Origin of the sequence: Streptomyces sp. NPDC126499, assembly GCF_040302485.1 — a bacterium.
Taxonomy (GTDB): Bacteria; Actinomycetota; Actinomycetes; order Streptomycetales; family Streptomycetaceae; genus Streptomyces.
In genome coordinates this window covers 1-21,003 of the sequence record NZ_JBEOUO010000014.1, presented here as the reverse complement: position 1 = coordinate 21,003, position 21,003 = coordinate 1, and the positions used below count along the sequence as shown (strand labels likewise).

Genomic DNA, 21,003 nt, shown 5'->3' with positions numbered 1-21,003 from the left:
CGGCGCGGGGCCGCTCCGGGGGCCGTGTTCGGGACTGCATGATCTACGGCGCGGGGCCCTGCCCCGAGACGCGCGGGCCGCTGTTCCGCGCCACACATCACGCTTCACGTCCCGAGCACGGCCCGCTGCACGTCCCCCGCTCACGCCGTACACGCCGCGTGACACCCGCGCCTCCGCTCGGGCGCGGGTCTACGCCACCGCGTCGAAGCCCGTGTCGCGGGCCAGCTTCTTCAGTTCGAGCAGGGCGTGCTTCTCGATCTGGCGGATGCGCTCGCGGGTCAGGCCGTGTTCCTTGCCGACCTCCGTGAGGGTGCGCTCGCGGCCGTCCTCGATGCCGTAGCGCATGCGGATGATGGAGGCCGTGCGGTGGTCCAGCCTGTCGATGAGGTCGTCCAGCTCCTCGCTGCGCAGCAGGGTCATGACGGACTGCTCCGGGGACACGGCCGAGGTGTCCTCCAGGAGGTCGCCGAACTGCGTCTCGCCCTCGTCGTCCACCGACATGTTCAGCGAGACCGGGTCGCGCGACCAGTCGAGGACGTCGATGACCCGCTCGGGGGTCGAGCCGAGCTCGGCGGCGATCTCCGCGGGCTCCGGCTCGCGGCCGTGCTCGCGGTTGAACTCGCGCTGCACCCGGCGGATGCGGCCCAGCTCCTCCACCAGGTGGACGGGGAGCCGGATCGTGCGGGACTGGTCGGCGATGGAGCGGGTGATGGCCTGGCGGATCCACCACGTGGCGTACGTGGAGAACTTGAAGCCCTTCGCGTAGTCGAACTTCTCGACCGCGCGCACCAGGCCCGCGTTCCCCTCCTGGATCAGGTCGAGCAGCGGCAGCCCGCTGCGCGGATAGCGCCGGGCGACGGCGACGACAAGGCGCAGGTTGGACTTGATGAAGAGGTCCTTGGCACGCTCGCCCTCGGCGACCAGCGCTTCGAGCTCCTCGCGCGACGCGCCGGCGGCCTCGCTCTCGACCTCACCGTCGAGGATCTGCTGGGCGTAGACGCCCGCCTCGATCGTCTGGGAGAGCTCGACCTCCTTGGCGGCGTCGAGCAGAGGCGTACGCGCGATCTCGTCGAGGTACATGCCGACCAGGTCGCGGTCGGCGATCTCCCCGCCCACGGCGCGAACGCTGCTTGCCCGGCCGCCGTCCCCGCTCGCGGCGGAGGACTGACGACGGGCGACGGCACGGGTTGCCATGCGTGCTCCCTTGCTGAGTAGGTCGCGACACCCTTACGGGTGCCCTGCATCCGACGGAAACAACGACTGGAATCAGGACAGAATTCCCACCCGGCACCTGGATTTTGGCGATCATGCAGTATCCTGCGCCGCCGACGACGGGGAGGGCGCGCCGATGGAACCGGGCAACGTGCAGGTCAGGCCGGGCACGGAGGGCGACCTGGCCGCCCTGACCGAGATCTACAACCACTACGTGCGTGAGACCGCGATCACATTCGACACGGAGCCCTTCACTCCGGAGCAGCGGCTCCCTTGGCTCCGCTCCCACCCTGAAGACGGCCCCCACCGCCTTCTGGTTGCCCAGGCAACGAAAGCGGGCGGGATCCTCGGCTACGCGACGAGCAGCGCCTTCCGGCCGAAGGCCGCGTACGCCACTTCGGTGGAGGTGAGCGTCTACCTCTCCCCCACGGCCGGCGGGCGGGGCGTCGGCACCCTGCTGTACGAGGAGCTGTTCCGGGCCCTCGCGGGCGAGGACGTGCACCGGGCCTACGCCGGGATCGCGCTGCCCAACGACGCCTCGGTCCGGCTGCACGCCCGCTTCGGCTTCCGCCATGTCGGCACGTACGGGGAGGTGGGGCGGAAGTTCGGGCGCTACTGGGACGTGGCCTGGTACGAGAAGGAGCTCTGACGAGGAGGAGCTCTGACGAGAAGGCTCCGATCAGCACGCGCCACGATCAGCAGGCGCTCTGGCACCAGAAGGAGCTCCGGCCAGAAGGCACTTTGATCAGCCGAACTGGACCGAGCGCTTGGCCAGGCCCATCCAGAAGCCGTCGATGACGCTCCGCCCCCGGTCCAGGTCGCCGGTCGCGTCCGCCGCGCCCAGGGTGACGAAGAGCGGGGCGAAGTGCTCGGTGCGGGGGTGGGCGAGCCGGCCGGCCGGCGACTTGGACTCGAAGTCGAGCAGGCTGTCGACGTCGTGCGCGGCGAGCGCCTCACGTCCCCAGGCGTCGAACTCGGCGGACCAGCCGGGCACGCCGGTGTGGCGGAGGGCGGCGAGGTTGTGGGTGAAGAAGCCGCTTCCCACGATGAGCACGCCCTCGTCGCGCAGCGGGGCGAGCCGGCGGCCGATGTCCATGAGGCGGCGCGGGTCGAGGGTGGGCAGGGAGATCTGCAGGACGGGGATGTCGGCCCCGGGGAACATCTCGACGAGGGGCACGTAGGCACCGTGGTCCAGGCCCCGGTCGGGGATGTCCTGCACCGGGGTGCCGGGGGCGCGGAGCAGCTTCCGGACGGCTTCGGCGAGGCCGGGTGCGCCGGGGGCCGCGTACCGGACCCGGTAGTAGTGCTCGGGGAAGCCCCAGAAGTCGTAGACGAGGGGGACGGTCTCGGTGGCGCCGAGGGCGAGCGGGGCCTCCTCCCAGTGCGCCGAGACCATGAGGATGGCCGTGGGGCGGGGCAGGTCGGCGGACCAGGCGGCGAGCTGGCCGGGCCAGACGGGGTCGTCGGCGAGCGGCGGGGCGCCGTGGGAGAGGTAGAGCGCGGGCATCCGTTCGTGCGTGTGCTGTGTGGGGTTCACCGCGACCGCCTCCCGTTCCTGGTCCTTGAAGCCGGCTCTTGAAGCCGCTCTCGAAGCCGGCTCTTGAAGCCGGCTCTTGAAGCTGCTTCTCGAAGCCGGTCTGCAACTGATCTCGAAGCTGATCCTTGAAGTTTCAAGCTACGACCCAGCGTACGGCGATGTAGTTCAACTTTCAAGAAGTGCCCGTACCATGGATCCATGACCGAACCCCGCTGGCTCAGCGGCGAGGAACAGCGCGCCTGGCGCGCCTACCTCCACGCCACCACCCTCCTGGAGGACCATCTCGACCGCCAGCTGCAGCGCGACGCCGGGATGCCCCACGTCTACTACGGGCTGCTCGTCCAGCTCTCCCAGGCCCCGCGCCGCCGGATGCGGATGACGGAGCTGGCCCGGGACGTGAAGATCACCCGGTCCCGGCTCTCGCACGCCGTCGCCCGGCTGGAGAAGAACGGCTGGGTCGTGCGCGAGGAGTGCCCCTCCGACAAGCGCGGCCAGTTCGCGAGGCTGACGGACGAGGGGTACGAGGTGCTGCGCCGCACCGCGCCCGGCCATGTCGAGGCCGTACGACAGGCCCTCTTCGACCGGCTGACGGCCGAGCAGGTCGAGCAGCTGGGAGCGATCATGCGGACCGTCGCCGAGGGCCTCCAGCCCACGGGCCCGGACGCGGACCTGCCCTGGCTCCGCTGAGAAGCCGGCAGGAGCCGGCGGAAGCCAGGGCAGGGGAACGCGCCGGAGGCGGGTGGGCCGCCCCCAAGGGTCAGTGTGCGATCACCGGCACCTTGATCTCGTCCTCGGCGCCCGAGCCGGAACCGGAGGCGACCACGCCGGTTCCCGGCCGGCCGGTGGTGATCAGGGTGGCCGCCAGCGTCGCCGAGACGACCAGGATGCCGACCGCCCACCAGATGGCGGCCGAGTAGCCCTCGACCATGCCCTGGAGCTGGAGCAGCCTCTGCGCCGCCGGGGTGGTCGCGCCCGCCGCGTGCTCGGTGAGGTACGCGGTGGTCGCCGAGGCGGCGATCGTGTTCAGCAGGGCCGTACCGATGGCGCCGCCGACCTGCTGCGAGGTGTTCACCATCGCGGAGGCCACACCGGCGTCCCGCGGGTCGACGCCGTGCGTGGACAGGGACATGGCCGGCATGAACGCCGTACCCATGCCGAGGCCGAGCAGCAGCTGCGCCGGCAGGATCAGCCCCGCGTACGACGAGCCGACCTCCAGCTGCGTCAGGAGCAGCATGCCGACGGCGGCGGTGAGGAAGCCGGGGCCCATCAGCAGGCGCGGCGGGACCCGGGTCATCAGGCGGGTGCCGATCTGGGTGGAGCCGACGATCATGCCCGCGATCATCGGAAGGAACGCGAAGCCCGTCCGGACCGGCGAGTACCCCTTCACGACCTGCAGGTAGTAGGTCAGGAACAGGAACAGACCGAACATCGCGATGACGGCGAGGCCGAGGGAGAGGTACACGCCGCCCCGGTTGCGGTCGGTGATCACGCGCAGCGGCAGCAGCGGGGACTTCACCACGGCCTCGACGGCCGCGAAGCCGGCGAGGAGCACGACGGAGGCGATGAACAGGGAGATCGTCAGCGGGTCCGACCAGCCCTCGGACTCGGCGCGGGTGAAGCCGTAGACGAGGGAGACCAGGCCGAGGGTGGACAGGATGACGCCCGGAACGTCGAGCGGGGCGCGGTTGCGGCCGCCGGAGGGCTCGCGGATCACGAAGTAGGCGCCGGCCGCGGCGACGACCGCGAACGGGATGTTGACGTAGAAGGTCCAGCGCCAGTCCAGGTACTCGGTGAGGAAGCCGCCGAGGATCAGGCCCACGGCGCCGCCGCCGCCGGCGATCGCGCCGTAGATGCCGAATGCCTTGGCGCGCTCCTTGGCGTCGGTGAACATCACCGCGAGCAGGGAGAGGGCGGCCGGGGCGAGCAGCGCGCCGAACGCGCCCTGCAGCGCGCGGGCGCCGAGCATCATGGCCTCGCCGCTCGCGGCGCCGCCGAGGGCGGAGGCCGCGGCGAAGCCGACAAGGCCCACCACGAAGGTGCGCTTGCGGCCCCACAGGTCGGCGACGCGGCCGCCGAACAGCAGCAGTCCGCCGAAGGCGAGGGCGTAGGCGGTGATGACCCACTGGCGGTTGCCGTCCGAGATGCCCAGGTCCTGCTGGGCGGAGGGCAGCGCGATGTTCACGATCGTGGCGTCGAGCACCACCATCAGCTGGGCGAGGGCGATGAAGAGCAGGGCTCTCCAGCGGCTGGGGTCGGCCGGGGCCGGCGGGGAGGTCTCGGTGATTCTGGACATGGGGGTAGCCACCTCTTGGCGCGGAACGGTGCGAAAAGGACGTACGGGGCGGGGGAAGGTTCGGTCAGGGGCGGCGGCTCACGCGCCGCAGGCGTCGCGCCTCAGCTCCTCCAGGGTCGCGGGCGCGCCGGGCAGGACGGAGCGGGCCGGGGTCTCCAGGCCGTCGAGGAACAGCTGCAGATGACGGTGGACGAAGCGGTCCATGGTCGGGCAGGCCGTCCCGGGCAGCGGCCGGGTCAGCTGGAAGAGCGCGACCATCAGGTCGCCGACGCCGACGTCGGCGCGCATCCGGCCGGCCTGCTTCGCCCGGACGACGAGGCCGTGGACGGCCTCCTCCAGACGCTCGCGCTCGGCCAGCAGCTCCGGGTGGTCCTTGTCGAAGTCGCCGCCGAGCATCGGGCAGAGGGCGCCGACCCGCTCGTCGGCGGCGGCGTGGGTGAAGCGGCGCAGCGCGGCGAAGGGGTCGCTCTCCTGCTCGGCGGCCTCGCGGGCGCGCTCGGTGACCCGGGCGGTGAGGGAGAGCACGACCTCGTGGACGAGGTCGGCGCGCTCGGGGAAGTTGCGGTAGAGCGTGGCGTTGCCGACACCGGCGCGGCGGGCGATCTCGTCGAGCGGCGCCTGGACGCCGAACTCGACGAACATCTCGCGGGCCGCCGTGACGATCCGCTCGCGGTTGCGCAGGGCGTCGGCCCGCGGGCGGGGCGCACGGCGGTGGGGCCCCGCGGGAGCCGTGCTGGTGGTCACGTCGCTTCTCCCTGCCGGTGAGGTGATCCGGGGACTCTTTCCCCGTTTCGCGGACACACGTCTAAACGGGGACTCGTTCCCCGGTTATTTCCCGGCGGTGCGGTGACCTGGGTCACATCGCCCGGTCGGGTCACTCGGCGCGCGCCTCCCCGGCGGCCCGCTCAGGCTGATCGCACGGCGCCGATCGCACCGGCGCGCGGACAGAGAGGCGACCGCATGCAGGAGACCCGCCGACGGATACGCAGACCCATCGCCCTGGCTTCGGTGACCGCTCTCGCGCTCGCCGGCCTGGCCACCGCCAGCTCGACCCTGCCCGGCCCGGCCCCCGCCTCGGCGGGCCCCGTGGCCGCGGCGCCCCGGGACTCGCCGCTGGAACCGTGCCGGATCGCCACGACGATGGGTGTGCAGATGTCGGAGGGACTGCCCACCGCACCCGGTTACGCCCGCTCCACCGGGCGGATCAGAGCCCTCAACCTGATGGTCGACTTCCCCGACGCCCCCGGGCAGGGCACGGCCATGAACCGCTTCCGCGAGTTCTTCCCGCAGACCGCCGACTGGTTCCGCGTCAGCTCCTACGGGCGCCTGAAGTACCACCCGGAGACCCCGATACCCGACTGGGTGCGGATGCCCCGCCCCTTCGCCTCGTACGGGGTCGAGCGCGGCGCACCGTACGAACCGGGCTACCGCAGGCTCGTCGAGGACCTCGTGAAGGCCACCGACGCGAAGGTGGACTTCAGCGCGTACGACCTGGTGAACGTCCTCGTCACCCCGAACGCCGGGCCCTCGGCCCTCGACACCGTGCTGTCCGTGACCTTCTCCGGCAACGACGACGCGCCCTACGCGGACGGCGTCCCGCTCGCCAACACGTCCTTCGTCTACAGCCGCCAGGACGACGGCTCGGGGACGTACGCGGAGACCGGCTACCGGGTCCTGCCGCACGAGAACGGCCACGTCTTCGGCCTGCCCGACCTCTACACCGTCGACGGCGGCGGCACCGTCGGGCACTGGGACATCATGTCCGAGGACTGGGGGGCCAACAACGACCTGCTCGGCTGGCACAAGTGGAAGCTGGGCTGGCTCGACGACGAGCAGGTCGGCTGCGCCTCGCGAACCGGCGACGCCGAGTACACCCTCACCCCGCTGGCCCGGTCCGGCGGCCCCAAACTGGCCTTCGTCCCGCTCTCCGGCACCTCCGGCTACGCGGCCGAGGTCCGCACCCGCGAGGGCAACGACGAGGCGGTCTGCAAGCCGGGCGTGCTCGTCTACCGGGTCGACACGGACGTGGACACCGGACACGGGCCCATCACCGTCTCCGACAGCGACGAGGGCACCGGCGGCTGCACCCGGCGGCCCAACGTCCACGCGGAGCTGTCGGACGCCCCGTTCCGCCCGGGCGAGACCTTCACCGACCGGGCCAACGGCGTCCGCATCACCGTCCTCGGCGAGGACGCGGCCACCGGCGGCTACCGGATCCGCGTCTCGCGCTCCTGAGCCGCCATCGCGTCGCGCAGCGCGCGCTTGAGGATCTTCCCGGTCGCGTTGCGGGGCAGCTCCGCCTCCCGTACGAGGACGTGGGCGGGCACCTTGAACGCGGCGAGCCGCTCCGCCACATGGGCCCGCAGCTCCTCGGGCCCGGCCGTCGCGCCGGGGCGGAGGCGGACCACGGCCGCGACCTCCTCGCCGAGCTCGGGGTGCGGAAGGCCGAGGACCGCGGCCTCGGCGACGGCCGGATGGCGCTGGAGCACGCCTTCGACCTCGACGCAGTACACGTTCTCGCCGCCCCGGATCACCATGTCCGTGACCCGGTCGACGAGGGTGACCCGGCCGTCGCGCAGACGGGCGAGGTCGCCGGTGCGGAACCAGCCGTCCGGGGTGAAGGCGGCGCGGTCGGCCGCCTCGTCGCCCCAGTAGCCGCGGAACAGGGACTGGCCGCGCAGCCACAGCTCGCCGACGCCCTCGGCGTCCGGCCGCTCGATCCGCACCTCGACGGCCGGGGCGGGCCGGCCCGCGCTCTCGGGGTGGGCCCGGTACTCGGCGCCGAAGTTGGCGAGCACACCGCCGCAGGTCTCGGTGAGGCCGTAGCCGTTGCGGGGCTCGATCCGCTCCCCGTACCGGGCCGCGAGGCGGGCGGTGAGCCCGGCCGGGGCGGGCGCGCCGCCGGTGCTGATCTGGACGAGCGACTCCAGCGGGTCGCCGGTGCGCTCGGCGAGGTCGAGCAGCTGGAGGGCGGTGGTGGGCACGCCCGCGTAGTGGGTGACGCGGTGGACGCGGATCAGCTCCAGGGCCTTGGCCGGGTCCCACTTGCGCATGAGGACGAGGGTGCCGCCGGCCGCCATCACCGAGTAGAAGGAGGTGAAGGCGGCGACGTGGAAGAAGGGGAAGGTGGTGAGCGAGACCGGCGCGGGTCCGGCGCCGGGCCGTTCGCCCCGGCGGAGCGCGGAGACGGCCGCGAAGTAGCGGGGGTGCGTCGCCGCCCCGGCCTGGGCGAGGTGGGTCGCGACGGCGCCCTTGGGGCGGCCGGTGGTGCCGGAGGTGTAGAAGATCGTGGCGTCGTGCTCGGGCAGCACCTCCACGGCCGGCGGCCCGAGGAGCGGGTCGGTGTCGGGGACGTACGGCTCGAAGCCTTCGGGCAGCGGCCGGTCCGGCTCCGGGTGGAAGACGATCGCGGGTACGGAGCGGGCGGCGGCCCAGGCGGCGACCCGCAGCGCCCGCTCGCCGTCCACGAGCAGGACGCCGGGGGCGCAGTCGTCGAGGGCGTGGGTGAACTCGGCTTCGGTCCACCAGGCGTTGAGCGGGACGGCGACGAGCCCGGCGAGCTGCGCGGCCCAGAAGGCGACCTGCCACTCCGGGTGGTTGCGCATCGCGACGACGGCGCGGTCCCCGGGGCGCAGGCCGTGCACGCCGACGAGCCGGCGGGCGAGGCCGCAGGCGGCGTCGAAGAACTCCCGGTAGCCCGTCACGCCGTCCTCCGAGACGAGGAAGGGCCGGTCGCCGAAGCCCCAGACGGCCTCAACGAACTCGCGCAGGGTGCGGGGGCCAAAGGTGTACACGCCGCCCTCGACGGCGAAGGGGGCGCCGGGCGCGGTGAGCGGGTCGAGGGACGGCGCGGTGGGCGGCGCGGTGGGCGACGCGGTGAGCGGGCCGGGGAACGGCTCGGCGGGCGACGCGGTGGGCGACGCGGTGAGCGGGCCGGAGGACGGCTCGGCGGGCGACGCGGTGGGCGACGCGGTGGGCGACGCGGTGAGCAGGCCGGAGGACGGCTCGGCGGGCGACGCGGTGGGCGGGTCGGAGGACGGCGCGGTGGGCGCGTCCGTGTGCGGCTCGACCACGGTGGGGCCTCTTTCCGTCTTCCCTGCGTCCTGCCGTCCAGCGCCTGCCCGGACCGGGAAGCGACGCTATGCGCGCCCGGTCGGACGGGTCAAGAGCGGACGTCGGCCCCGGTCGAGGGCTCGCCGCCGGGCACGGCCTCGGAGGCGGTACGGGCCGCGGGGAGGTCAGGGGCCTCCGGCCCGGCGGTCACCGGGGATGTGGTGACGGACGACGGCTCCGCCTCCGGGTCGCCCGAGGCGACGAACAGGCCGACCCGGGCGGCGCCGACCACCCGGGGCAGCAGGAACGCCCAGAACCGGGTCAGCGGGGCCCGCTCCAGCCAGCGCGGATCCTGATGGCCGAGGGCCTCGTGCCCGGCGGCCACCGCCACCACCGCCGCCGCCACGTCGCGGGCGGCCACGTCCGGGGCCAGCAGCCCGGCCCGCTCGGCCCGTACGACCAGGGACTCGACCCACTCGCGCCACTGCCGGCGCAGGTCCCGCGCCGTCCTGGTGCGCTCCGGGGCGGCGCTCAGGTCGAAGCCGGCCCGCAGCACGGCGTCGGACCGCAGGCCCTGGACGAGCTCGTGACTGGCGTCGATCAGGGCCTGGAGCGGAAGCGCCTCGCGCTCCCGGGTGATCCGCACCAGCCGGTCCCCGGCCGCCGCGACGACCGCGTCGGCCAGGGCCGCCTTGCTGGGGAAGTGGAAGTGCAGGGCGCCGCTGCTGACTCCGGCGCGGGCGCTGATGGTCGCCAGGGAGGCGACCTCGAAGCCGTCCCGGTCGAAGAGCTCGGCGGCCGACTCCACGAGGGCGTTGCGGGTCCGGATCGCCCGCTCCTGCTTGGCCAAGGGGGACTCCGTCACTACGCCGCGGGGATGCCAAACACGTGTCACTTTCTTCCGACACTGTAACAAACCGGGTGAGCGGTTTTCCGGGAAACGGAAAAAGCGATCGGAAGGAGGGGGCGGGGACGTGGCGCGGCGGGGCCGGGGCGGCGCGCCCCGGCCCCGCGCCGGACCTCAGGCGCGGGCCGTGGTCCGTACGGGCAGCGCCCCGTAGCCGTTGAGGATGAAGGTCGGGAGCGGGTCCAACTCCTCGGGCGCGCAGGCCAGTTCCAGGCCGGGGAAGCGCTCGAAGAGGGCGGCGAGGGCGACCGTGGCCTCCAGGGTGGCGAGCGGGGCGCCCAGGCAGCGGTGCACGCCGTGGCCGAAGCCCAGGACGTCGCGGTCGGTGCGCAGCAGGTCGAAGCGGGCGGCGCCTGGCCCGTAGCGCCGGGGGTCGAGGCCGGCGGCGGCGAAGTTGACGAGGATGGGGTCGCCCTGAGCGATCCTCACCCCGTCGAGCTCGATGTCCTCGACGGCGAAGCGCAGCGGCGAGTAGGCGGCGGGGCCGTGGACGCGCATGGTCTCGTCGACCACGTCGTCCCAGGTGGCGCGTCCGGCCCGGACGTGGGCCAGCTGCTCGGGGTGGGTCAGCAGCGCGGCGGTGGCGTTGACGACGAGGGTGGCGGTGGTGTCCTGCCCGGCAGCGATCAACAGGAAGAGGGAGCCGAGGAGTTCGCTCTCGGTGAGGGCGTCGGCGCCGTCGCGGGCGGCGATCAGCGAGGAGGTCAGGTCGTCGCCCGGTTCCTTGCGCCGGGCGGCCACGAGCTCGCCGAGCAGCCGGAAGGCGGTGCCGCGCGCGGCCTCCATGGTCTCGGCGCTGACACTGGAGCTGAAGACGGTGCGCAGGGCGGCGGTGAGCTCGTCGCGGGTGGCGCCCTCGGCGACGCCGAAGAGCTCGCAGATGACCTGGAGGGGCAGCGCCTCGGCGTATCCGGTGCGCAGTTCGGCCGTCTCACCCGCTTCGAGGCGGCCGGCGAGGCCGTCGAGAAGGACGCCCGCGATCTCCTCGATCCGGGGCCGCAGGGCGGCGGTGCGGCGGGCGGTGAAGGCGGCGGCGACCAGGCGGCGCAGCCGGGCGTGCTCGGCCCCGTAGGAGAAGAGCATGTTCTCGTTGGCGACCCACGGGTAGAGCGGCCACTCGGGGGTGATCCGGCCGTCGGCGAAGGCGGGCCAGTGGCGCCGGGCGTCCTTGGAGACGCGGGGGTCGACGAGCAGCCGCTCGACGTGTTCCTGGCCGACGACGGCCCAGGCGCGGACGCCACCGGGCAGTTCGACCTCGACGGCGGGGCCGCGTTCCCTCAGTACGGCGGCCTCGCCGGCCAGGTCTCGACCGGTCACGTCCAGCGCGTAGGGGCAGGAAGCCGTGTCCATGTGTGCTCTCTCCGTTCGGGTGTGCCTGCGTTCCGTGCGTGCCCCCACCGCACACGCAACCGAGGAGAACCTGGCTTCCCCTCCCCTGTGGTGACGCCCGGTCAGGCGGACGCCGGGCTCGCCTCCGGGATCGGCGCCGGTGACTCGCGCAGCCGCACGGCCTCCCCGTACGCCTGCTCCGCGCGCCCGGAGGTGAAGTCCAGACGGAGCAGCACTCCGGGGACGGCGATGGCGCTCAGGAGCGTCCGCATGAGGTCGGCCACCCGCTCCACCAGGTCCGCATGATTCGTCATGATCTTGGACAGCACCTGAACTCCGGTGAAACTTCCGGCGAACAGGGTGGCGGCGGAGGGAATGTCGACGTGCGGCAGCAGCTCCCCGGCGTCCTTGGCCCGGGTGAGGACGTCCACATTGTGGTCGATCCAGCCCTGCATGGGAACGCGCCGGTCGAGGCCGTCGTGCGGTGACCCCTGGTCCACGGTGAGGCGCACGCTGCCGCGCACCATCGGGTCGCCGAGATGCAGCAGATGGGCGAGGACCAGCGCCTCGTCGGTGAACTGCTGGAGGTGGAGCTCACGCCGGGGCACCGGCGGCAGTGCCGCGACCTGGCCGGCGAGGACCTCCTGGGCGAGCTCCTCCTTCGAGGAGAAGTGGAAGTACAGGGCACCCTTGGTGACGCCGCACTTCTTGAGGACCTCGGAGATCGTCGCGGCCTCGTAGCCGACCTCGTCGAAGAGTTCGGCGGCGGCCATCACGATCTTCTGGCGTGTGCGGATGGCCCGCTCCTGTTGTGCCACTGCATCCTCCGTACCTCACGGGCGAAGAAGACCGGGAGGTTGGTATTCCGACGGCTCGCGTGGGTGCGGGGACGGTGCCGTGCCCACTCGAACTCCCGTCGCAGTAGGGTGAGCCCGACAATCTCAATCCTTCACACATCCACATTTCGAGAATAAAACCATCCAACCGGTTTGACAAGAAGGTTGAAAGAAAACCGGATGGTCCATATCTTTGTCGTCGGCCACCCACGACCCCTGTCGGGCCCACTCACATCGGGGGACATTCGATGCTCCAGCACGCGCAAGCGCCGCTCAGACAAGGCGTCGGCGAGGGCAGTGGCGCGGAGGACCTCACCCGTCTGCTCTTCGACGGGGACGACCGCGATCGGATCCACGGCGAGTGGCGCCGGCTGATCTCCGGCGAGGCGTTCGCCCCCCGCCCCGGACTGTCCCCCGCCGAGCGCACCGCCCTCTCCTACGAGCGGCTGCGCCTGGTCAACGACACCGTGGCCGGAGCCGGGGCCGAGGCGCTCAGCTACGACGCCCGCCGGCTCGCCGCCCTGCACGAGTGGACCGGCTTCGTCGACGGCGGGCTGTGCACCCTGGCGAGCATCCACTACAACCTCTTCCTCGGCAGCCTCCTGGACCACGACGGATACCGGCGGGACCTCTCCCCGTACACCGCGATGGAACACACCGGCACCTTCCTGTGCACCGAGCTCGCCCACGGCAACGACGTCACCTCCCTGGAGACCGTCGCCGTCTTCGACCGCGCGACCGGCGGCTTCGTCCTGCACACCCCCAACCCCGGGGCCCGCAAGTTCATGCCCAACACCAGCCTGGCCGGCGGCCCCAAGACCGCCGTGGTCGCCGCCCGGCTGCTCGTCGACGGCCAGGACCAGGGCATCTTCCTCTTCCTCACCCCGCTCAGCGACGCCGAAGGCCATCTGCCCGGCATACGGGTCAGCCGGCTGCCCGACCGCACCGGCACCCCCGTCGACCACTGCCTCACCGCCTTCGACCACGTACGGCTGCCCCGCGAGGCCATGCTGGAGGCCGCCCACGGCCGCCTCGACAAGGACGGCCGGCTCACCAGCAGCCTCGGCAACCGGCGCAAGCGGTTCCTGCGCTCGGTCGGACGGGTCACCATGGGCAAGCTCTGCATGAGCGGCGGCACCCTCGGCATGGCCCGGGCCGCCCTCGCCATCGCCGTCCGCTACGCCCACCACCGGCGGATCGGCGCCCCCCGGGCCGGCGAGCGCATACCGCTCGCAGCCCACCGCAGCCACCACGGCCGGCTGCTGCACTCGCTGGCCACCGCCTACGCCATGACCCTGCTGCACCGCGCGGTCCTGGACCGCTGGGCCGGCCACGACCCCGCCGACCCCGAGGAGCGCGAGGACGTCGAGCGGCTGATCGCCGTCGCCAAGGGCTGGATCACCTGGCAGGCCCGCGACATCACCATCGAGGCCCGCGAGCGGTGCGGCGCCCAGGGCCTCTTCCCCGGCAACGGCATCGCCGACCTGCCGCTCAACGTGGAGGGCGGCATCACCGCCGAGGGCGACAACCTGGTCATCTGGGTCAAGGCCGCCTCCGAGATGCTCTTCGCCCACGAGGCCGGCCCCGCGCTCCCGCCCCGGGGCGAGCTCACCGACCTCGCCTTCCTGCGGGACCTGCACGCGTGCGTGGAGCGCGTCTGGCAGACCCGCGCCCGCACCGCCCTGCGCGGCGGCCCCTCCGGCGACCCGGTCGGCCGCTGGAACGAGACCTCCGGGGCCGCCCTGGAGATGGTCGCCGCCCACGCCCGGCTGCGCGCCGCCGACGCCCTGCTCGCCGCGACGGCCCGCGCGGCGTCGCCGCGCGCCCGGTTCCTGATGGAGAACGTCTCCCGGCTCTTCCTGCTCCAGGAACTCCGCCCGCACACCGGCGACCTGCTCGTCGCGGGCCACCTCACCGCCGGCCATGTCGAGGCCCTGCACACCACGACGGACCGGGTGATCGCCGATCTGGCCCCGCACCTGACGACCCTGGTGGACGCCTTCGACCTGCCCGAGGAGTTCCTGGCGGCCGTACCGCTCGCGAACGCGGACTACCTGGACCGTTTCGGAGCCTGACCGGAGGCTCAAAACAAACAGACCTGTATGCCCATTGGACACAACAGATCTGGCCACCTTGACGCGTACACGGCGCTCAACAGCAGGAACCAGCCTTCTTCTGTGGAAACTGGGAGGGGAACCCTTCAGTGGGTGTCCATTGAAACAGGCATGGCTGTATGGTTCTTGGTGCGGGAGACGCTTTCGGTGTCTCCTCACACAGGGGGATGTCGTACTGAGAGCTGTCGTACCGGGCAAGGGGCATGCGCGATGCAAAAACGGTCGCAAACGACCCGTCAGGCACTCGTGCGTGCCGCCGTGGAACTCATCGCGAACGGCCGACTCGCCGACGCAGGACTGGTCAACATCTGTAACACCGCCGGGGTGAGCCGCGGCGCGCTCTACCACCACTTCCCGTCCATCGCGGAGTTGGTGGCGGAGGTCCACGCACAGGCCCAGGACCGTGTCCTCGCGCTGGCCGACGACAGTTTCGGCGAGCGCGGCGCGGACGCGCCGGCCCGCTTCAGCGTCGCCCTGGGCCAGGCGCTGGCGGAGGACCAACTCGTGCGAGCCGGGCTGCGGCTGGCCGCCGACGGCACCGACAGTCCGCCCCGGCTGCGGGACGAGGTGCTGGCCCGGGTGCGGGACGAGGTGCTGACGGAAGCCCCCGACCGGCCCGAGCGGCAGGTCCTCGCGGACCTGGCGGTCGTGGTCACCGCGGGCCTCGAGTCCCTCGGGTACACCGACACGGCCTGGTGGAGCCGGGAGAGCACCGAGCGGATCTGGGACGTGCTGCTGCCGCTGTTCTCCGAGGACTGGCAGGGCGACGGCGGCGGGGACTGGCAGGGCGACGACGCCGGGAACTGGCCGGATTCCGCCGGGGACGGCGAGCGCGCCACGCCGGAGACGGAGCTTCCGCGGGGAGCCGCCTGCGTGCCGAGCCAGTCGCGGTGAGACGGCCCCGTACGGACTGAACCGGGCCCACGGGCCGCTCTCCGGCCGGCCCCCGGGGGCGGACGGGCCCGGCCCCACGGCACATACGAGCGCCCTCGCCGGGTTGGACGGCGAGGGCGGCGGTGGTCGTCGGGGGCGGAGGGCGGCGTGGGGGCCGGATGGCGGCGCGGGTCTACGAGGCGGGCGCGGGAGCCGGACTGCGAACTCCGGCCCTACGAGGTGGGCGCGAGAGCCGGACGGCGAACTCCGGCCCTACGAGACGGGCGCGAGAGCCGGACGGCGAACTCCGGCCCTACGAAGCGGACTCGGCCGCCGCGACGGCGTCGGCGCGGGCCTGGTCGGCGGCGGTCTCGGCGGCGGAGGGCGGGGCGACGCGCAGGTTTCCGATCATGCCGGGGGTGACCATGCCGGGCAGCAGGAGCCGCCACATGGCGGTGACGCGCTCGGGCAGGTCCGCGCGCTTGGTGTACACCTGCGACATCACCTGCATGCCGGTGAAGGCCCCGACGATGACGTCGGTGACCTCGCCCAGGTCCAGGCCCGGCAGGACCTCGCCCTGCCGCTGCGCCTCTTCGAGCAGCTCGCGGGTGGCCACGCTCGACTGCTCGTACGGCGTCTTCCCCGGGAACGGGAACGTGGCCTCCAGGGCCAGCCGCACGCTGGCCCGCAGCACCGGATCGGTCTGGAGCCGGAAGGCGAACGCGAAGCTCAGGTCGATGATCGACTGGAGCTTGGTGGACCGCTCGGGGGCGAGGAGGGCCCCGCTGTGCGCGTCGAGCAGCGCCACGGCGATCGACTCTTTGGAGGGGAAGTGGTGGTAGAGCGCGCCGCGCGTCAGACCACTGCGTGCGAGGATCTCGTTGGTGCTCGCGGCCTCGAATCCACGAAGGTCGAAGACCTCGGCGGCGGCCTCCAGGATCGCCTGCCGCGATCGCGTTCCGCGTTCCTGTTTTGCCATACCCGGTCCTTGCCACTCGCCAACGAACGATACAGACAAGTCTGCATTCTACTTGCCTACGCGTGAACGGCCAGGGGCACGCGGAGGGAAGGGGAGGAACCGCGCGGTGGCGCCTCCCGCCCCCGTGCCGGCGACCAGGGCCTCCGGCACCGGGGCGCGGCGCGGCACCTCACGGGTTGCCCAGGCGGAAACCGACGCCCCGGACGGTCACGATCCAGTGGCTGGATCCGAGCTTGCCCCGCACGCTGCTGACGTGCGTGTCGATGGTGCGCCCCTTGTGGGACCAGGCGTCGTCCCAGACCTGGGTCATCAGCTGCCGCCGGGAGACGACGGCGCCCGGCTGGATCGCGAGCGCGTGCAGCAGGTCGAACTCCTTGCGGGTGAGGTCGACGGGCCGGCCGTGCAGGGTGACCTTGCGGGTGTCGGCGTCGATGCGCAGCGGGCCGTGCTCGATGGTCCGGGCGGTCGGGGACGGTCGTACACGGCGCATCACCGCCCCTATACGGGCGAGGAGTTCGTGGAACCCGTAGGGCTTGACCATGTAGTCGTCCGAGCCGGCCTGGAGCCCGAGGACGCGGTCGAGCTCGCTGCCGCGCTCGGTGACGGCGATGATCGGGGTGTCGCTCATCGCGCGGATGCTCCGGCACACCTCGAGCCCGTCCAGGTCCGTGAGGTCGAGGTCGAGCAGGATCAGGTCGGCCTGCCGGTGCGCCTGGAGCGCCTGGCTCCCGGTGGTGACGCTGTCGGCGCGGTACCCCCGCCGTATCAGGTCCTGGACCAGCGCCCTGGCCGAGCGCTCCTCGTTCTCGACGACCAGGATGCGCAGGGCAGGGTGCTCGACCGGGACGTGCAGTCGCGGCGTGGCCGGGTGGTTGTGCTGGGGCACGGGGTGATGCCGCACGGTGTGGGAATCGGGTAGGTCTGCTACCTGCTGGTTCATCCGGTCCTCCTGGAGCGGGGCGATCGCTGGTGCCACATGCTCGTCTCGAAGTTCAGGTGCTTCGGGAAGATACCAAACAGACTTGTCTGATTGTCAATGTGTGCCACGCCGAGCGCATCGCCACGTGGACACCGCTTTTGACCTGCTATCTTCGCGGAAATGCCCGGGTATGTTCCGGAGCCGTCCGGTGTCGCGCAGCAGGTCAGCGCATGCGGCATGATGGCCAGGAACCGGCAAAACTGCCTGTTCGTCAATCTCCGTGCGTGGCGCGATGGTTGCCCAGCGCACTCAAGAATCGCGGAAGCTGGCCCTCCGTTCCCCGACACGCCCGACTCCAACTTTTTACTTGATTTACCCAACAGACCTGTCTGTATTTTGTGGGGTGTGTGGACCGGGGGCTGTTGCCGCACTCAGCAGCTCCGCCCTGCCCAAAACAGACAGGAGCGCCAGCCATGACTGCAATGCTCGACTCCGCAATCACGGGTCTCACCACCACCGTTCCGCGCCAGTACGTGCATCGCGCCGCCGTGTCCGAGGTCCTGCTCACCGGCTGGCGGCCGGCTGCCGAGCCCCACGCCTTCGTGGTGACCGCCCAGTGGCCGCGCGGCCACGCACTGTTCTCCCAGTCCTGCGGCTACCAGGACCCGATGCTGCTGGTCGAGTCGGTCCGCCAGAGCGGCCCGCTGCTCGCCCACGCCGAGTACGGGGTCGCGTTCGGACACCAGTTCCTCATGCGATCCATATCGTTCGCCGCCACGACGGACCTGTTCGTCGCCACCCCCACGCCGACCGAGGTCGAACTGCACACGGTGTGCCGCGACATCGTGCGCAGAGGGGACGACCTCCGCGCCATGCGCCTGGACGTGACCGCGAAGGTCGACGGCGTGGCCCTGGCCACCGCCGGCGGAGCCTTCACCCTGGCCCGGCCGAGCGTCTACCAGCGGCTGAGAGGCGGGCGGCCCACCTGCGCCGACCGCCTCCCGGGGCGGCCGATCGACCCCGCGCGGGTGGGCCGCACCGACCCCCAGCACGTCGTCCTCTCCGACCACCCGAGCGGCGCGGACAACCGGTGGGAGCTGCGCGTCGACTGCAACCACCCGATCTTCTTCGACCACCTCTGCGACCACGTCCCGGGCATGGTGCTCCTGGAGGCCGCCCGCCAGGCCGCCCGCGCCGTGACCGGCATGCCCGACACCCTCGTCCTCGACCTGGACAGCAGTTTCGAGCGGTACGCCGAACTCGACGCGCCCTGCTTCATCGAGGCCGAGCAGGTCACGGTCGACGCCGCCGGCGACGTCCACGTACGGGTCCGCGGGCTCCAGCACGGCGCGTCCCTCTTCGTCGCCCACCTCACGCTGCGGACCTGCGGCCGTTGAGACCTCACCCGTCACGCGACCGGAGCGCCCACGTGCAGAACATCCTGATCACCGGGGCGGGCGGCTTCATCGGCGCCCAGGTCACCCGCGAAGCGGCCCGCACCGGCGGGAACCTCACCCTGGTGGCGCACCGGCGGCCGACGCAGCCGCCGCCGGCCGCCCGGACCCGGACCGTCCGGGCGGACCTGACGGACCCGGAGTCGTTACGCGGTCTGTGCGAGGGCGCCGACGTCCTGCTCCACTGCGCCTCCCTGATCGGCGGGACACCCGAGGCCAACGAGGCCGTCAACGCCAGGGGGACCGCCGCGCTCGTCGCCGACGCGCAGCGCGCCGGGGTGTCCCGCATCGTCTACCTCAGCACCGCCTCCGTCTACGGACGGGGCATCTTCCGCCGCGCCCGCCCCGAGCAGCTTCCGCGCCGGCCGCAGTCGCCCACCTCCCGTACCCGGGCCGAGGCCGAGAACGCGGTCCTCGCCGCCGGAGGGATCGTCGTCCGGCCGCACCTCGTCTACGGGCCCGGTGACACCTGGGTCGTACCGGGTCTCGCCCGGCTGCTGCGCTCACTGCCCGGCACCCCGACCGGCTGGGACGCCCGGCTCTCCGTCATCAGCGTGACCGAACTGGCCGCGCTGCTCGTGGCGGTCGGACTCGCCCCCCGGGCACGGCTGTCGACCTCCGTCTACCACGCGGCGTATCCCGCCCCGGTCACCGCGTCCGCGCTGCTCGACGCGGTGGCCGGCTGCACCGGGCCCCCGCCGACCCGGCCGAGCATCAGCCTCGCGCACGCCCGTGCCCTTCCGACGGAGGACGGGGCCGCCACCCGCGCGCTGGACCTCCTCGCCACCGACCACTGGTTCGACAGCGCCCCGCTCTGGGCAGACCTGGGCCGGACCCCGGGCCGGAGCTGGGAGGAGGACCTCGCCCGCATGAAGGAGTGGTACCCGGACCGGGCGGCAGCCGCCTGATCCCGCGCTCCCCCGCCGAGGGCCCGCACCGGGCCCGTACGGCACACCCCTCAGCCCCGGCCGCCGCCCCGGCGCGCGGTCGGTGATCCAGCACTATCTGAAGGACTGGCACACGTGGAATACACCAACCTCGGCCGCAGCGGACTGTCCGTGTCCCGGCTCGTGCTCGGCACGATGAACTTCGGGACGCAGACCTCCGAGGCCGACAGCCACACGATCATGGACCGGGCGCACGACCGCGGCATCAACTTCTTCGACACGGCCAACGTGTACGGCACCCGGCCGGGTGAGCAGCCCACCGAGCCGATCATCGGCCGGTGGTTCGCCGGCGGCAACGGACGGCGCGAGAAGACCGTGCTCGCCACCAAGGTCTACCTGCCGACCGGCAGCTGGCCCAACGAGTCGTACCTGTCGGCGCTGAACATCCGGCGCGCCTGCGAGGCGTCGCTGAAGCGGCTGGGCACCGACCACATCGACGTGTACCAGATGCACCACGTCGACCGGAGCACTCCGTGGGAGGAGATCTGGGAGGCGTTCTCCGTCCTGCGCCAGCAGGGCAAGGTGCTGTACTTCGGCTCGTCCAACTTCGCCGGCTGGCACATCGCGCAGGCGCAGGAGGCCGCCCGTTCCCGGCACTTCCTGGGCCTGGTCAGCGAGCAGTCCCGGTACAACCTGATGACCCGCTGGGTGGAGCTGGAGGTGCTGCCGGCGGCGCGGCACTACGGCCTGGGCCTGATCCCGTGGGGCCCGCTGAACGGCGGTGTGCTCGGCGGTGTGCTGCGCAAGATGAAGGAGGGCGGCGCGGCCCGCGGCACCTCCGGTCACTCGGCGGGCCTGCTCGCCCAGCACCGCGACACCGTCGAGGCGTACGAGAAGCTGTGCGCCGAGATCGGGGAGGACCCGGCGCACGTCGGTCTGGCCTGGCTGCTCGCGCAGGAGGGCGTGACCGGCCCGATCATCGGGCCGCGCACGGCGGAGCAGCTCGACGGCTCGCTGCGCGCCCTGACGATCAGGCTCGACGCCGGCACGCTGGCCAAGCTGGACGAGCTGTTCCCGCCGCCCGGCCCGAACGGCGCCAAGCCGGCGCCGGAGGCGTACGCCTGGTAGCGCGCGTCCGCCCGGTGAGCACTGACGCGTGCTGACCGCGCCGTGGCGGCACGGGCCCGTACGGGGTGCGTGCCGCCACGGCGGAACCGACCCGCAGGACCGGCCGGGAGCCCGCCACAAGGGCGGGCCGGCCGGACGTATTCGTACTCTCAGCAGAAGTGAGGCATCGTGCGCAAGGTGCTCATCGCCAACCGTGGCGAGATCGCTGTCCGGGTGGCCCGAGCGTGCCGGGACGCCGGGATCGCGAGTGTGGCCGTCTACGCGGACCCCGACCGGGACGCCCTGCACGTCCGGGCCGCGGACGAGGCGTTCGCGCTCGGTGGTGACACTCCGGCCACCAGCTATCTGGATTTCGACAAGGTGCTGTCGGCGGCGAAGGATTCGGGTGCGGACGCGGTCCACCCCGGTTACGGGTTCCTCTCCGAGAACGCCGAGTTCGCGCAGGCCGTCCTGGACGCCGGACTGATCTGGATCGGCCCGCC

19 protein-coding genes are annotated in these 21,003 nt (G+C 72.5%); 9 read left to right on the top strand and 10 right to left on the bottom strand.

From position 1 onward, the window contains the following. Positions 1–189: 189 nt before the first annotated feature. Positions 190–1,194: a sigma-70 family RNA polymerase sigma factor gene (locus ABTZ91_RS21420; protein ID WP_352078778.1), complete on the bottom strand. Its 1,005-nt coding sequence runs from the start codon at positions 1,192–1,194 to the stop codon at positions 190–192. 154 nt (positions 1,195–1,348) lie between these two features. On the opposite strand from ABTZ91_RS21420, the gene ABTZ91_RS21415 reads away from it, so the two are divergent. Next, complete coding sequence (locus ABTZ91_RS21415; RefSeq protein ID WP_352078777.1) at positions 1,349–1,861, top strand: N-acetyltransferase family protein; 513 nt, start codon at positions 1,349–1,351, stop codon at positions 1,859–1,861. 96 nt (positions 1,862–1,957) lie between these two features. On the opposite strand, the gene ABTZ91_RS21410 is transcribed toward ABTZ91_RS21415, so the two are convergent. Beyond that, positions 1,958–2,719, bottom strand: a complete 762-nt coding sequence (locus ABTZ91_RS21410; RefSeq protein ID WP_352078924.1) for a class III extradiol ring-cleavage dioxygenase — start codon at positions 2,717–2,719, stop codon at positions 1,958–1,960. A 228-nt stretch (positions 2,720–2,947) separates the two neighbouring features. On the opposite strand from ABTZ91_RS21410, the gene ABTZ91_RS21405 reads away from it, so the two are divergent. Beyond that, the gene (locus tag ABTZ91_RS21405; protein WP_352078776.1) at positions 2,948–3,436 is read left to right on the top strand and encodes a MarR family transcriptional regulator; all 489 of its coding nucleotides are present in this window, start codon (positions 2,948–2,950) and stop codon (positions 3,434–3,436) included. A 70-nt stretch (positions 3,437–3,506) separates the two neighbouring features. Here the strand turns inward: ABTZ91_RS21405 and ABTZ91_RS21400 are convergent, their stop codons facing one another. Continuing rightward, complete coding sequence (locus ABTZ91_RS21400) at positions 3,507–5,042, bottom strand: MFS transporter (RefSeq protein ID WP_352078775.1); 1,536 nt, start codon at positions 5,040–5,042, stop codon at positions 3,507–3,509. Between the two features lie 78 nt (positions 5,043–5,120). Then, positions 5,121–5,786, bottom strand: a complete 666-nt coding sequence (locus tag ABTZ91_RS21395; RefSeq protein WP_352078774.1) for a TetR/AcrR family transcriptional regulator — start codon at positions 5,784–5,786, stop codon at positions 5,121–5,123. 216 nt (positions 5,787–6,002) lie between these two features. Here ABTZ91_RS21395 and ABTZ91_RS21390 point away from each other — a divergent pair, with 216 nt between their 5' ends. Then, on the top strand, positions 6,003–7,277 hold the full coding sequence (locus tag ABTZ91_RS21390) for a M6 family metalloprotease domain-containing protein (protein WP_352078773.1): 1,275 nt from the start codon (positions 6,003–6,005) through the stop codon (positions 7,275–7,277). Here the strand turns inward: ABTZ91_RS21390 and ABTZ91_RS21385 are convergent. The 4 genes from ABTZ91_RS21385 to ABTZ91_RS21370 form a co-directional block, all read right to left on the bottom strand. Further along, positions 7,250–9,115, bottom strand: a complete 1,866-nt coding sequence (locus ABTZ91_RS21385; protein ID WP_407078001.1) for an AMP-binding protein — start codon at positions 9,113–9,115, stop codon at positions 7,250–7,252. The genes ABTZ91_RS21390 and ABTZ91_RS21385 overlap by 28 nt on opposite strands. An 89-nt stretch (positions 9,116–9,204) precedes the next feature. Then, on the bottom strand, positions 9,205–9,945 hold the full coding sequence (locus tag ABTZ91_RS21380) for a ScbR family autoregulator-binding transcription factor (RefSeq protein WP_352078772.1): 741 nt from the start codon (positions 9,943–9,945) through the stop codon (positions 9,205–9,207). A 171-nt stretch (positions 9,946–10,116) separates the two neighbouring features. Further along, entirely contained in the window at positions 10,117–11,352 is a 1,236-nt protein-coding gene (locus ABTZ91_RS21375; protein ID WP_352078771.1) for a cytochrome P450, read from the bottom strand. Between the two features lie 101 nt (positions 11,353–11,453). Beyond that, positions 11,454–12,149 (bottom strand): ScbR family autoregulator-binding transcription factor, encoded by a 696-nt coding sequence (locus ABTZ91_RS21370; protein ID WP_352078770.1) that lies wholly within the window; start codon positions 12,147–12,149, stop codon positions 11,454–11,456. A 266-nt stretch (positions 12,150–12,415) separates the two neighbouring features. Between ABTZ91_RS21370 and ABTZ91_RS21365 the strand changes: the two genes are divergently transcribed. Both ABTZ91_RS21365 and ABTZ91_RS21360 read left to right on the top strand, forming a co-directional pair. Further along, entirely contained in the window at positions 12,416–14,242 is a 1,827-nt protein-coding gene (locus ABTZ91_RS21365; protein ID WP_352078769.1) for an acyl-CoA dehydrogenase, read from the top strand. Positions 14,243–14,539: 297 nt separating this feature from the next. Beyond that, positions 14,540–15,175, top strand: coding sequence for a TetR/AcrR family transcriptional regulator (locus ABTZ91_RS21360; protein ID WP_352078768.1), 636 nt, complete (start codon positions 14,540–14,542; stop codon positions 15,173–15,175). A 292-nt stretch (positions 15,176–15,467) separates the two neighbouring features. Here the strand turns inward: ABTZ91_RS21360 and ABTZ91_RS21355 are convergent, their stop codons facing one another. Both ABTZ91_RS21355 and ABTZ91_RS21350 read right to left on the bottom strand, forming a co-directional pair. Beyond that, the gene (locus ABTZ91_RS21355; RefSeq protein ID WP_352078767.1) at positions 15,468–16,133 is read right to left on the bottom strand and encodes a ScbR family autoregulator-binding transcription factor; all 666 of its coding nucleotides are present in this window, start codon (positions 16,131–16,133) and stop codon (positions 15,468–15,470) included. Positions 16,134–16,302: 169 nt separating this feature from the next. Further along, a complete protein-coding gene (locus ABTZ91_RS21350; RefSeq protein WP_352078766.1) occupies positions 16,303–17,073 on the bottom strand; it encodes a response regulator transcription factor in 771 nt (256 codons plus the stop codon). 452 nt (positions 17,074–17,525) lie between these two features. On the opposite strand from ABTZ91_RS21350, the gene ABTZ91_RS21345 reads away from it, so the two are divergent. From ABTZ91_RS21345 to ABTZ91_RS21330, 4 genes are all read left to right on the top strand, one after another. Further along, positions 17,526–18,449 carry a ScbA/BarX family gamma-butyrolactone biosynthesis protein gene (locus ABTZ91_RS21345; protein ID WP_352078765.1) on the top strand — a complete coding sequence of 308 codons (924 nt, stop codon included), beginning with the start codon at positions 17,526–17,528 and terminating at the stop codon, positions 18,447–18,449. A 32-nt stretch (positions 18,450–18,481) separates the two neighbouring features. Next, entirely contained in the window at positions 18,482–19,414 is a 933-nt protein-coding gene (locus ABTZ91_RS21340; protein WP_352078764.1) for an NAD-dependent epimerase/dehydratase family protein, read from the top strand. A gap of 114 nt (positions 19,415–19,528) precedes the next feature. Next, entirely contained in the window at positions 19,529–20,521 is a 993-nt protein-coding gene (locus ABTZ91_RS21335; protein WP_352078763.1) for an aldo/keto reductase, read from the top strand. 168 nt (positions 20,522–20,689) lie between these two features. Beyond that, positions 20,690–21,003: biotin carboxylase N-terminal domain-containing protein (locus ABTZ91_RS21330; protein ID WP_352078762.1), on the top strand; the 314-nt coding region annotated here is incomplete at its 3' end.

Bases quoted from the DNA above. Each gene is read 5' to 3' on its own strand.
- ABTZ91_RS21410 (WP_352078924.1), bottom strand. From the start codon at position 2,719: ATGCCCGCGCTCTACCTCTCCCACGGCGCCCCGCCGCTCGCCGACGAC.
- ABTZ91_RS21375 (WP_352078771.1), bottom strand. From the start codon at position 11,352: ATGGACACGGCTTCCTGCCCCTACGCGCTGGACGTGACCGGTCGAGAC.
- ABTZ91_RS21400 (WP_352078775.1), bottom strand. From the start codon at position 5,042: ATGTCCAGAATCACCGAGACCTCCCCGCCGGCCCCGGCCGACCCCAGC.
- ABTZ91_RS21415 (WP_352078777.1), top strand. From the start codon at position 1,349: ATGGAACCGGGCAACGTGCAGGTCAGGCCGGGCACGGAGGGCGACCTG.
- ABTZ91_RS21390 (WP_352078773.1), top strand. From the start codon at position 6,003: ATGCAGGAGACCCGCCGACGGATACGCAGACCCATCGCCCTGGCTTCG.
- ABTZ91_RS21355 (WP_352078767.1), bottom strand. From the start codon at position 16,133: ATGGCAAAACAGGAACGCGGAACGCGATCGCGGCAGGCGATCCTGGAG.
- ABTZ91_RS21345 (WP_352078765.1), top strand. From the start codon at position 17,526: ATGACTGCAATGCTCGACTCCGCAATCACGGGTCTCACCACCACCGTT.
- ABTZ91_RS21365 (WP_352078769.1), top strand. From the start codon at position 12,416: ATGCTCCAGCACGCGCAAGCGCCGCTCAGACAAGGCGTCGGCGAGGGC.
- ABTZ91_RS21405 (WP_352078776.1), top strand. From the start codon at position 2,948: ATGACCGAACCCCGCTGGCTCAGCGGCGAGGAACAGCGCGCCTGGCGC.
- ABTZ91_RS21420 (WP_352078778.1), bottom strand. From the start codon at position 1,194: ATGGCAACCCGTGCCGTCGCCCGTCGTCAGTCCTCCGCCGCGAGCGGG.
- ABTZ91_RS21350 (WP_352078766.1), bottom strand. From the start codon at position 17,073: ATGAACCAGCAGGTAGCAGACCTACCCGATTCCCACACCGTGCGGCAT.